The sequence below is a fragment of the Frankia sp. KB5 genome (assembly GCF_002099325.1).
GTDB classification, from domain to species: Bacteria; Actinomycetota; Actinomycetes; order Frankiales; family Frankiaceae; genus Frankia; species Frankia casuarinae.
The window spans coordinates 21926-33252 of the sequence record NZ_MRUJ01000126.1; the positions used below are offsets into that span (position 1 = coordinate 21926).

Here is an 11327-nt window from a genome sequence, read left to right on the forward strand (position 1 = left end):
ACCTGTCATCGGGTAGGTGCGGACAATACAGAACGTCAGTGAGCCTGACCTGGGCCGGCCGCAACTCGTCCACCATGCGACCGTGGATGGCCGCGAGCTGTTCGGTGGTCATAATACCGCGACCTATATTGGCTTGGTTTGTCGCCACCATGAGACGTATGCCGTGCGCGAATAGAAGATTCGCAGCCGCCCTGGCTCCAGGCAGCCACACCCAGTCGGAACTTTGTCGAACTCCGCGATCAAGATTGCGGTTGAGGACACCGTCGCGGTCGAGAATCACGAGTTCCAGGCGATAATGTTGCGGTAGCCGTACACCAAGTTCCATCTTTCCTCCGGAACTTCACGCCGCGGGGAATCTCATATTCGTCGAGAACCGACCCAACCCTGACCTCGGCTACTTACCGAATCGGTTCACAACTGTATCTCTGGCCCGCCGGGCGTGTCACCGCGAGTCTCGATCCACGACAAGATTCCGGGCCGGGATGGGCAGCGAGCGGACGCCGGGTGAGGCCATCAGCGCTCGCCCGCTCGGCCGCTGTCCTGCGCGGCGACGGCAGGAAGGCGGTTCGGCGGAGTGGGAGGCCGTGATCGGCTGGCGACGGTCCCGTTACGGTGGACGTCCGTGCCGGAGCGGTTCGGCTGTCCGGCTCGGGACCGGGCATGGGATGGGGGCGGGGTGCGTGGCGCGGGTGAGTCTGCGGGTGGAGCAGAACGAGTTGCGTGCGCGGATGCGTGCGGTCGGGATGACGCACGAGGAAGCCGCGGTCGAGTTCGCCCGCCGTTATCGGCTGCGCCCTCGGGCAGCGTTCCGTCATGCGTTCGGGTGGACATTGCAGGAGGCCACCAACCGGATCAATGCCCATGCGACCCGCACCGGTGTTGATCCGGATGGCATGCCGGTGATGAGCCCCCCGCGGTTGAGTGAGGTGGAGAACTGGCCGTTTCCGGATCGGCGCCGGCCGACTCCGCAGGTCCTCGCGCTGCTCGCCGAGGTGTACGGCACCGATGTTCATCGACTTGTGGATCTTGAGGATCGGGAGCGACTCAGCCGGCAGGACCGGCTGCTGCTCGACCTCACGCGGCGGGACATCGCGGATTCCGACCATCCGGCCCACGGGAATGCGGGCGTGCGGGGTCTGTCGGGGCAGCGTGGGACGGATCGGGTCGGCCCGATGGCCTATGACCTGTTCCGCCGCGGACAGGGCAATGGCGGCGCGCCACAGCCCATGGCCTCCGCCGGGGAGGCCGGGTTTCTCGACGGGGATGAGGAGGAGCGGCTGCGCGGTGCGGTGTCGTGGCCGAGCCGGGTGGATGGTCGGGTGGTGGCGTCGTTGGCGGCGATCCTGGCCGAGCAGCGGGCGACGGRGGATCTGATCGGTTCGGCTCGGCTGTTGGTGCCGGTGGTGGCGCAGTTGGGTGAGGTGGAGCGGCTGATTGGCGAGGCGTCGGGGCGGGTGCGGGGGCCGCTGGTGGAGATCGGGGCGCAGTGGGCGGAGTTCGCTGGCTGGCTGCACATCTCCACTGGCCGGTGGGCGGCGGCCCGTGGCTGGCTGGACCGGGCCGCGGAGTGGGCGTTCGAGGTGGACGCGACCACCTTGCACGCGACCACGGTCAGCTTCAAGGGTCATCTGGCGTTCCACCTGGGCCAGCTCGACGCCGCGGTGGGCCTGTCGCGGGCGGCGTCGCGGGACGGGCGGGTGTGGGTGGGCCAGCGGGCCTACGACGCCCATCAGGAAGCCCGCGCCCACGCGCTGGCGGGCCGCCGCCGGCCGGCGGTCGAGGCGCTGGCTCGGGGCGCCGATCTCGCTGCCGCCGCGGCGGCGGACGGCGAGGCGGCCCCGGCGTGGATCTACTACTACACGCCGGAGTTCTATGCGTTGGAACGCGGCTGGGTCTGCCGCTACCTCGGCCGCGACGACCCGGCCTCCAACGAGGAGGCGATTCGCTGCCTCACCCGCGGACTCACCGGACTCGGCGACGCCCGCACCTCCGGCTGGGCGGCGGAGTTCCTCTGCCACCTGGCCGCCGCCTACCTCCAGGCCGACAGCCCCGACCTCGCCGGCACAGCCGGCATCGAGGCGGCGACGATCATCGCCGCGACGGGGTCCGTCCGGCTGCTGCCACGGCTGGCGCGGTTGCACGCCGACCTGGCCGCACGCTGGCCGGGAAGCCCTACCACGGCTGATCTGGGTGAGGCTCTTCGGCTCGGCCGGGACGACGGGTAAGCGCCGCCGGTCGACGGTGAATCGGGGGCCCAGAAGGCTGTCTCGTTCGGTTCTGGGGTGTCGCTGGGCGGGTGCACGGTGCCCAGCATTCCCCCGTTTCACAGCGGTGAATGGTCCCGTTATGTCACATGCGACACCTGGATGGACTAGAAGCGATGTGGCTATAACGGGTCATTTTGCGCTGGGTTGCCGTTCCCACTTCCGAGTTGGAACGGCTCGCTGGCGTTCCGGCGAGGTAGGCATGGAGGGAAACGGTCCGCAGCACAGGGGTGACGGACCGCCGCCGGACGTTGCGAGGTGGATGCGGTGGCTCCTCGTTCGGAACTCCCCACGGGCCGCAGGCYGGCGCGGTGGGCCACGGCCGGTGTGCTGCTGGCCGTCGCTGTGGTGGGTGCGTGCAGCTCGAATCACGCCTCCGAACCGGGACCAGCCGCGACCTCGGCCCCCTCTGTGCCGTCCCGCGCCACCGCATCGCCCGCGGTGTCGCCGTCGCCGACCTCGCCCGCCGAGATCGCCGGGCAGCGGGCCGTGGCCGCGTACGTCGGGTTGTGGCAGGCGATGGCCGAAGCCAGCCACACCTCGAACTGGCAGTCACCCGAGCTGGTCCGCTACGCCTCCGGGTCGGCGTTGCAGGTCGCCTCCGGCATCTTGTACGCCGATCATTACAACGGGCTGGTAGCACGGGGGGCACCGGTGCTGCATCCGGAGGTCACCTCGGTTAGCCCGCCGGAGGCGCCGAAGACGGTGATGGTGTTCGACTGCGCTGACAGCTCGACCTGGCTGCGGTACCGCACGGCGGGGCCGGCGTTCACCGACGAACCCGGCGGCCGGCGGGCGATCACCTCCGAAGTTCGCCTGCACGAGGACGGGTCGTGGAAGGTCACCCRGTTCGCCGTGCAGGGACTCGGGTCATGCTGAAGCACGCCGTCCCTGCCGCCGTCTGCCTGCTGGGCGTCCTCGCGGTCACAACGCCCGCCTACGCCGACATCTTCACCTCCGCGGACTGCGACCAGAACCCCTACCCCGGATGTGAACTCGCCGCCGGACAGAACAACAGCCCCCAGCTCCCACCGGACGGGGATGCCCGCCCGGCGCCGCGGGCCGGCGGGTYGCAGGGCGGCACGGCCAGCGGCCCGGCGGTGCGCCCGCCGGGTGATGTGTCGCTCGACCCGTCGGAACTCGCAACCTGCTCCTACACCCGCAGCGACTTCCAGCCCGCAGGCGACCCGATCCGGCCCGTTGCGTTCCGCTCCATCCCGCGCGACGGCGGACCGCACGTCGTGGCCGCGGTTCACCGGCCGGGGTCGCTGCGCGTCCTGCCTGCCGCGACCGCCCCGGACAGGCAGCCCGGGGCCTGGTACGTCTACCAGTGCCAGAACGACGGGTGGCGCGACGCGCTCTACCGGCCCCCGGTCTGGATACCAGACGGCCAGGCCGGCCCGGCGGCAACCGCCCCCGACCCGGAGGCCCTCGCCGAACAGGCCCGCAACCAGCTCCGCCTCCAAGGCCCGACGATCGCACTCAGCCCGACCGGCCGGCAGCTCATCCGCCTCCCCACCTGGATGTGGCTCGACCCCGCAGGCTGGCATCCCGTCTCCGCCACAGCCGCCGCCGGCGGCGTGTCAGTGACCGCCGTCGCCACCCCCGCCGAGGTCGTCTGGGCGATGGGTGACGGCGCCCAGGTCCGCTGCACCGGCCCCGGTACCCCCTACCGACCCGACATCGACCCGAAAGCGTCCTCACCGGACTGCGGCCACACCTACCAGACCGTCTCCGACGACCAGCCCGGCGCCGTGTTCCCCGTGACCGCCACCATCACCTGGAACGTCACCTGGACCGGCGCCGGCCAGACCGGCACGTTCAACGGCCTCACCACCGTCTCCACCACCCAGGTCACCGTCATCTCCATCCCCGCACTGAGCACCGGCGGGGGCTGAGCACAAGACCCGCCCACACAGGGCTCCCTCGGGTCGTCCGGCCCCGCCCAGGGGTACGGCCCCCGCCTTTCCGCGTTCCAACCTCGTCCGATGGAAGGATCGGGTACCACCAACACCCATCTTGCGTGATCTACGTCACATATCATTGCCTGTTTTGCGCGGAAATGACCGAAAGGTCTGTTCTTTTACGGACCGCCCGTCCGTTTACCTACCGGACCGCCCATCCGCCTACCTGTCTAGCGGGTAGGTCCGAGGTGGCGCATCGATGCAGGTCGGCCGGTATCTGACACCCACCCAAGCGAGCCAGGAATCATGYCGCAATTGGCATCGTATCTAACCGTGGGAGCTAGCGGAAGCGGTCGACGGAACGCGCCCTGTTGGCGGTAGAGGATAGTCCGGTTAGCTTTTATTTACCGCATTTCCGCCGCCGGTTCTGTGAGGTGCCGTGGTCGATCCGTCCCGCGTCCGCCCGTCCCGCGTCCGCCGTCCTGCACCCGCCGATTCGTGCGACGATCGACCGCAAACAGGGGACGGGCCACCGCAGGCCGGCACGGAGGACACGGGCGGGAACGGCGCCACAGTGGTGCCGGACGCCGACGGACCGAAGGCCCGCCCGGCCGGGGTGCAGAACGCCCACAATGCCGAATCGGACGCCGATGCGGTGGCGCGCTGGCTGGCCGAGACGCTTGCCGAAGCCCCACCCGTCCCGCCAGCAGTCGCCACCCTCATCGCGGGCGTGCTCGTCCGGCGCCCGCCCGCCGCCTAACCTCCCAAGCAAGGGACCACCGTCGTCTACGCGCCAGCACACCGACATGTGCGCCCACCATTACTCACGGCCGTTCCGGCACACGAATACCACTTGCCATGTGTGGCCAAGGGGTGGTAGCGGTCGTGCCGGCGCATTTTCGGGCGCCTCACCAGCATCTTTATTAGGTGGTCGGGGCGACCTCCAGCCCGCACCCTGGTTGCACACGTCGCACGGCTCGGAAGTGGAGTCTACGGACGTGATGTATGGAGTGTGATCGTCTAGCGACTCATCAGATGGCAACGGTGCGTGACGTTGGACGGCCATCGCCTGATCATCCCGAGAAAGCCTGCAAGCGACTCGATGAGGAGAGATACGCGATGGCCGTGTGTCCGTCTGTGACCGACTCGGAGGGGTTCGGGAAGGAGCTGTTGGCGGCGATTCCTGATCTGTTGAGCTCGATGGTGAAGGCGTTCGCGGAGGCGTTGATGAACGCCGAGGTCGATGAGATCTTTAACGCGAATTCTGGAGTGGTATCTCCAGAAAAAGTCAATCGTCGGAATGGCCATCGGGATCGGGCGTGGGATACCCGGGCCGGGACGACCGAGCTGGCGGTCCCGGGGAACTGGCCCAAGTACTGTAGCAGAGCACGTCATGGCCCACTGCGTGCAGGATTCAGATCAGGCACGGAGGGTCGGCGCTGCGATCGCATATCTGTGCCGTGAGGCCACGTGACCCGCCGGCCTGGGCTTGATCTGACAAGGAAGTTCCCTCGCGGGTCTCGTAGGAGCGCTACCTGAACCCGGCCGGCCACGGCCACACCGGGTTCGTCTGCAAAGTACCCCATTTCGCCACTAGCGATCAAGGCGGCTTCTCATGGGAACAACCGAGGCCAGACGTTCCTCGCCCGCCGATACCACCACCTCCTTGGACCAGTTCGTGGCCTGACCCTCAAGGAGCTGTCGGACTAGATCACTTCGCCAATGATAGACCTCAGACGCAATTTTGCCGACCGAGACGTCAACACCAAAAGCGGTCTCGGTAACCTTCGCTATTAGCTTCGGACGCTCAGGGTCACGATCATTCCAGCCTGGTTCACGGACACGCCACCGTTCACCCGTTCCCGGATCTTTCCTGTTGGACATCTGCTTATAAAGATTGATGCGCTGCGCGTCGCCGAGAAGGCCATTCCGATATCCGTGTTCAATTAGCGACGCGAGCGACATCCCCCATTTCCTCTTCAACGGCATCAGCGAGATAAGCGTCGCCTGCCCAGGCCAGCTGTCACGAAGCAGGTCGCCAGGCAGCAGAAACTCCGATGCGAATGCGTAGGCTTCGGCCTCAAGATCACCACCTCGCCGCGTTTGGTGCATCACAAGATGGCCAAGTTCATGTGCGACCGAGAGGCGAGTTCTTTCCCACGACGACGTGGCCCTAATTACCACCAAGGGACGGTCCATGGCATAGCCGACCCACGTCGAGAACGCGTCATGATATTTCGCGTGAAGTTCTGCTGAGAAGTCAACTGCGGCAACATGAATCCCGTTGCGCTCCAGCAGGCGTATAAGGTGCGGCACCGGAGCGTCGGCCGCGACCCCGAAGGCCGACCTACACGCCTCGGCGGCGACTCTGGGCGCTATCGACACAGGCATTCTCGGCACTTTGACATAGGGAAGACGCACTCTTTCTTCCGCCCTATGCAATAGGTCACCGATTAGCCTCGCCCACGCTACTAGCTGATCCTCTTCGCCTTTCGTCATACCTTTCTTGGCTCTAAAGAGCAGGCTTCCGCGCTGTACAGGCGTTACTGGTGCGGCAGTGAGAAACTGCGCAGGAAAATCGAGCGCGCGCGCGAGTGCATCAATCCTCAAACGGTCAAGTTTGGTTGAAAAGCTGTTTTCGAGGCGAGAGTATCGATCGGGCGCCAAATCGGCCCTTTCGGCAACAGCGACAGATTTCAACCGTTGGATTACGCGCGCGTCGCGGAGCCGTTCCCCGTATACCTCCTGATCAGTCTCGTCCTCCCATAGAGGCATCATCGTCCCCACGGCCTTCCTTGTCCTGCGCCTCTTCCTGCGCGTCTGTGATCTCTTCCTCGGATGCGGGAGCGTCCTGGTCCCAACGTCCTATCAGATCATCCAGCTCGTCATCATCATTGTCTGAGCCAGGCGGCGCAACAGGTAGCAGTGGGACTACATTCGGCGAGATCTCAACATGATCCACTACCGTCTGATAGTCAGGCTCACCACCCTTAGACCCTACTTGGGCGACGCCAAAGTAGGCGAGGATATCGTCTGTAATGTTGCCTTCACTATCCACCGCCCATTTGTAGTCCCACAGAACCACAAGGGACAGCGGCGAGTCACGGAAGGCGTCGACGGGAGGGGCTGGTTCCTCCTCGTCGTCCAGCAAGCTGAAAAGATCCTCTTGGCCTTCCAGAGTCACCGCTCCTGTACGCGGAGGCCGCTTTCTAAGCGGCGCAGTCACRCCACCACGGAACGTGATCCGAACCCAGTCCTGTCCGTAGGCCATCACGGACAGGCCGTCCGCCGCGAGGTCGGCTGATGGGAGAGCCAGCTCGATCAGCTTGTCTCGCATCATTACGGACATGGCCATGCCCTTTGGCGGGCGCCCGCGCGGCTTGTACAGCGTCGCCGAGTCCCGAAGGGCCGTGACCAGGAGTGCCCGAAGCATCGCAAGGCCCCGGGCGTGGGTCYCTACGACCGACCTCAACGTCGACGATGAACTCATGGGACAAGTTTGTACCCAGATTTTCACTATCGAGCAAGTCTGATCTTGAAAGTTGGGCTGGCGTTGTGTAGTCTTCCGCGTGCAAACGGTCAACTCTACCTGCCCAACCCCGCGTGACGAAGGCTCGCCGACGGGCCTCGACGCCGATGGTGGGCCCCGAATCAACCCCAAAGTGGCTCGTCTCGGCCCCCGCCAAGCGGCCAAACACGCAGGTAGCGCGCCAGGGTGACGGCCTAGGGCTCCGCCCTCTCAAGGGGGTAGCGCCGTACCTGCTCTGGGGCGAGGCCCTGAACCGACCCCTCGGTGGACATGTGCAGCCAGGGGGTGGTACCCATCGTGTTGGTGCACGCCCGAGCACTGCTCGCCAGTACCCCCGAGGGCCGGGCCGCCTATCTCGACGCCGACTTCCGCAACCCGGAGGGGATCCTGGAGCCCGAGCAACTGCGGGAAACTCTCGACCTGGGCCGGCCTATGGCGGTCAGTCTGATCGCGATCGTGCAGTTCATCACTGATGACGCGATCGTTCAGGATATCATCGACCGGCTCATGCGCCCGCTGCCGGCGGGGAGCATCCTGGCGCTGTCGACCGCCACGGCCGACAGCGCGCCCGAGGAAGCTCGCGCCGGGGAGGCCGCATACAACGCCAACGGCATTCCGCTGATCGCGCGCGATAAAAGCACGGTCGAGCGTTTCTTTGACGGGCTGGAACTGCTTGACCCCGGAGTAGTGCTCGTCCACCACTGGCATCCCGACGAGGAGGCGGCTGCGCTGGACGATGCCCACGTGTACATGTATGGCGGAATCGCCCGGAAACCGTAGCCCGCGCGCCTCGCCGTCCATGACACTGTGGATATGCGAGATCTCGCCCGGCCGGTAGGTGGTCAGCCGCCAGGGCGCGCCTGCGCGTTTTGTTGTCCTCGGCGGCCTTCCCTGCCTGTGCAGGACAGGGCAACGCCGCCGCCCGTTACGACGGCGCGCCCTGTCCATGGATGTGGGTTATGCGATGGTTGCGCGGATGGGTTCGCGGTCGGTCAGGCCAACTCCGCCGCGGGGGGCGTCGGCCTCCCCCTTCATCTGGCGGAAGATCGAGTCGTTGTCCCAGTACGCGCGTTCGGCGATGAGCTTGCCGGGGTTGTCGTCGCTGAAGAGGTAGAGTGCGGCGATTTCGAAGCGAACCACATGGTTCTGTGGAGTGATACCGGCGAACTCGCTCCGATGCGTTCCGGTGACAGTCACCTCTCGCCAGGAATAGCCGGGGAGGTCGTATTCTCCGGTGACGGTGATGACGAAGTCTGGTAAGGCGACAGTGAGCGCCTCGTAGAAGTCTTGCACGCCCCGGATGCCTTCGTAATGGGTGCTCATGGGGACGACATCGTAGAAGGAACGCTCGTCACGCACGAAGGTGTCGTAGACCTTCTCCCACTCCTTGGCGTTCTCCTGGCGAATGTGCTCCTCGATGGTCGCACGTTGCAGAGCAATCCGCTCCTCGACGGTAATAGTGATCATGGTATTGATTTCCTTTCTGATTGGTGTTTACTTTTCCATCTTGGTTTCTAACGGCCGTCCGTCTCCAGTGCGAAGAAGACCCACGAAGAAGACCATGAAGACGGYCACGAAGACGTCCTGAGTGAAAGCGTCGACCGGGTGCGGGCAGGTGCGGAACCGGTCGAATAAATGYCGTTCTTCAGAATGCGGACCCGCGTTCACCRGTGGGCCCTTATCTTCGCCCAGCTTCGGTACGGCACGGCGTCCGTCACCATGCCGAATAATCGGGTGGATGYTGCGGTCAGCGCACGGCAGCAGTGGCAGATGAAAGGGTGCCGACGAACTCGGTGAGTTCGGTGTCGAAGCGTGTGGGGTTCTCCACGAACGGTATGTGCCCCACGCCGGGGTACGCGGTCACGGTCGCCGCGGCAATGATGGTGTCCAACTCGGCGAAGGCGGCCGGGATGATGACGGTGTCGTCGCTGCCGTAGATGATCCGGGTGGGGATGGTCAGTTCGGCGAGCACCTCATCGCCGTCGTCGACGCGCCCGAGGATCGCGGCCCGTACCCGCGGCGGTACCGCGAGGACGGCGCCGAGCAGTCGTTCGCGGGTGGCCTGATCCCAGTCCCCGGCGCGCAGTAGATCGACGAACGCGCCCGCAGCGGGAACCGCCTCGCCGAGGTCGGTCGAGGTCAGTCCACCGGCTGTCGCGAGAAAGTCCGGTCCCAACAGCGCCAGGGCGTCCGCGCTACCGATCTTGCGCAACGGGGACACCAACACCAGTCCGGACAGACCGGACTGTCCGTAGGTGCGTAGAAAGTCGGTAGCCACCAGACCGCCGTAGGACCACGCCACCAGAACCACCGGCCCCGGTCCGGCGAGCGAGATAACCGCCGCGAGGTCCTCGGCCCACGTGCGGCTGAGCGCGTAGGTGTCGTCCTCGGGTACATCCGAGCGGCCATGCCCACGAAGGTCGGGCGCCAGGATGCGGAACGAATTCTGGATCCGCGCAACGAGCGGGTCCCACACRCCCGCGTTCAGCGACAGGCCGTGGACCAGCACGACGGTGGGCGCCTTTTCCGGGCTGTGCTCGAGGACTCGTAGTCGTGCCCCCGCGGCCCCGGTAACGATATGCTCTTTCATGGATTTCACCTTGGACTAGAATGTGACCGGCACCACTACAATGATTGTCGTGAAGGTCCGCCTCAATGCCACTTAGGTGGCATTGAAAATCTTGGCGGCGAGTGATATGGTGATTCGTTCGGAAGTGGCGTCTCTCCGGGTGGGTAACGTCGCGCTGGACGCATGTTTGCTGGAGGCCATCGTGGAGCTGGAAGCTGCGGACTACCGCCGCACTCTCGCGGTGATCAACGACTGTGTCGGTGCGACCGAGTCACCGTCCTTCCGTAGCGTCGTCCTCGACGCGTTCTCGGCGCACCTTGGCTACGAGCACCTCACCTTCTCCCTCGGCCGCCACCCGTCATTGCAGCTGGAATTGAGCGAGCCCCGCACTCGTGGCATCCTTCCCGAGCTCATGGCACGCTACCTGGACAGGTATGCCGGTCGAGATGTCTTCGCGCACAAGTTCGCTCGTCAACTGATGYAGGAATACGGCCAGGCCGTGCTCCCGCAACTGGCAGAGATGGCCCTCGGCAACGACAGATGCGGAGAATTCCTCGAGGATTTCTTGCCGCAAAACGACATCAGCGACAAGATCCTCGTCTGGCTGGATACCTCGCTGCCCGTTCACGGTTACATCGGAGTCGTTGCGACGGGCGGGCGCACCTTCGATCATAGAGATCACGAACTCCTGCGGGGACTTCGGCCGACGTTGTCGTACCTGYTGCGCAGCCATCTCGAACATCAGGTCGCGCCGGCGGGAATAGTCTTGTCGATCCGCGAGCACGAAATCGCCCGCTACGTTGCCGATGGATGGCCCAACAGATTGATCGCTCGGGAGCTCGGGATCTCGGAGTGGACCGTCAAACGTCACATCACCCATGTGCTCGCCAAGTGCGGCGTGCGGTCACGCACCGAGCTGGCCATCATGTGGCAGTCCGGCAGACGCGGAACYGACGCCGCGGAGCTCCTCTGACCGATCTGACCAGATATCGGAAGCCCAGGTCATGCTTGCGGGCGCCCTCATTCGCCCCTCATAACCGGCTCTGCGCACTACGTCTGAA

General features: G+C 65.5%; 11 protein-coding genes. 7 read left to right on the top strand and 4 right to left on the bottom strand.

The window, feature by feature from the left end:
• Positions 1 to 689: 689 nt before the first annotated feature.
• The 5 genes from KBI5_RS25310 (at position 690) to KBI5_RS27845 (ending at position 5632) form a co-directional block, all read left to right on the top strand.
• Positions 690 to 2225: a helix-turn-helix transcriptional regulator gene (locus KBI5_RS25310; RefSeq protein ID WP_116289911.1), complete on the top strand. Its 1536-nt coding sequence runs from the start codon at positions 690 to 692 to the stop codon at positions 2223 to 2225.
• A 306-nt stretch (positions 2226 to 2531) separates the two neighbouring features.
• Positions 2532 to 3143: a hypothetical protein gene (locus tag KBI5_RS13505; RefSeq protein ID WP_085015436.1), complete on the top strand. Its 612-nt coding sequence runs from the start codon at positions 2532 to 2534 to the stop codon at positions 3141 to 3143.
• Complete coding sequence (locus tag KBI5_RS13510; protein ID WP_085015427.1) at positions 3137 to 4162, top strand: ATP/GTP-binding protein; 1026 nt, start codon at positions 3137 to 3139, stop codon at positions 4160 to 4162. Before KBI5_RS13505 ends, KBI5_RS13510 begins: the two co-directional genes overlap by 7 nt.
• A 583-nt stretch (positions 4163 to 4745) precedes the next feature.
• On the top strand, positions 4746 to 4928 hold the full coding sequence (locus KBI5_RS13515) for a hypothetical protein (protein WP_085015428.1): 183 nt from the start codon (positions 4746 to 4748) through the stop codon (positions 4926 to 4928).
• Positions 4929 to 5287: 359 nt separating this feature from the next.
• Positions 5288 to 5632, top strand: coding sequence for a transposase (locus tag KBI5_RS27845; RefSeq protein ID WP_277870102.1), 345 nt, complete (start codon positions 5288 to 5290; stop codon positions 5630 to 5632).
• A gap of 129 nt (positions 5633 to 5761) precedes the next feature.
• Here the strand turns inward: KBI5_RS27845 and KBI5_RS13525 are convergent, their stop codons facing one another.
• Positions 5762 to 6946 (bottom strand): ImmA/IrrE family metallo-endopeptidase, encoded by a 1185-nt coding sequence (locus KBI5_RS13525; protein ID WP_241882866.1) that lies wholly within the window; start codon positions 6944 to 6946, stop codon positions 5762 to 5764.
• Complete coding sequence (locus KBI5_RS25895) at positions 6918 to 7658, bottom strand: hypothetical protein (protein ID WP_133057028.1); 741 nt, start codon at positions 7656 to 7658, stop codon at positions 6918 to 6920. The genes KBI5_RS13525 and KBI5_RS25895 overlap by 29 nt, the downstream gene beginning before the upstream one ends.
• Positions 7659 to 7967: 309 nt before the next feature.
• Here KBI5_RS25895 and KBI5_RS13535 point away from each other — a divergent pair, with 309 nt between their 5' ends.
• Positions 7968 to 8477 carry an SAM-dependent methyltransferase gene (locus tag KBI5_RS13535; protein ID WP_085015431.1) on the top strand — a complete coding sequence of 170 codons (510 nt, stop codon included), beginning with the start codon at positions 7968 to 7970 and terminating at the stop codon, positions 8475 to 8477.
• Positions 8478 to 8654: 177 nt separating this feature from the next.
• On the opposite strand, the gene KBI5_RS13540 is transcribed toward KBI5_RS13535, so the two are convergent.
• Together KBI5_RS13540 and KBI5_RS13545 are read right to left on the bottom strand one after the other, a co-directional pair.
• Positions 8655 to 9164: an ester cyclase gene (locus KBI5_RS13540; RefSeq protein WP_023840033.1), complete on the bottom strand. Its 510-nt coding sequence runs from the start codon at positions 9162 to 9164 to the stop codon at positions 8655 to 8657.
• Between the two features lie 280 nt (positions 9165 to 9444).
• Positions 9445 to 10287 (bottom strand): alpha/beta hydrolase, encoded by an 843-nt coding sequence (locus KBI5_RS13545; protein ID WP_011438398.1) that lies wholly within the window; start codon positions 10285 to 10287, stop codon positions 9445 to 9447.
• 76 nt (positions 10288 to 10363) lie between these two features.
• On the opposite strand from KBI5_RS13545, the gene KBI5_RS27330 reads away from it, so the two are divergent.
• A complete protein-coding gene (locus tag KBI5_RS27330; RefSeq protein WP_133057029.1) occupies positions 10364 to 11239 on the top strand; it encodes a helix-turn-helix transcriptional regulator in 876 nt (291 codons plus the stop codon).
• Positions 11240 to 11327 lie beyond the last annotated feature (88 nt).

Coding starts and splice junctions, on each gene's coding strand:
- KBI5_RS27845 (WP_277870102.1), top strand. CDS start 5,288: ATGGCCGTGTGTCCGTCTGTGACCGACTCGGAGGGGTTCGGGAAGGAG.
- KBI5_RS13525 (WP_241882866.1), bottom strand. CDS start 6,946: ATGATGCCTCTATGGGAGGACGAGACTGATCAGGAGGTATACGGGGAA.
- KBI5_RS13535 (WP_085015431.1), top strand. CDS start 7,968: ATGTGCAGCCAGGGGGTGGTACCCATCGTGTTGGTGCACGCCCGAGCA.
- KBI5_RS13540 (WP_023840033.1), bottom strand. CDS start 9,164: ATGATCACTATTACCGTCGAGGAGCGGATTGCTCTGCAACGTGCGACC.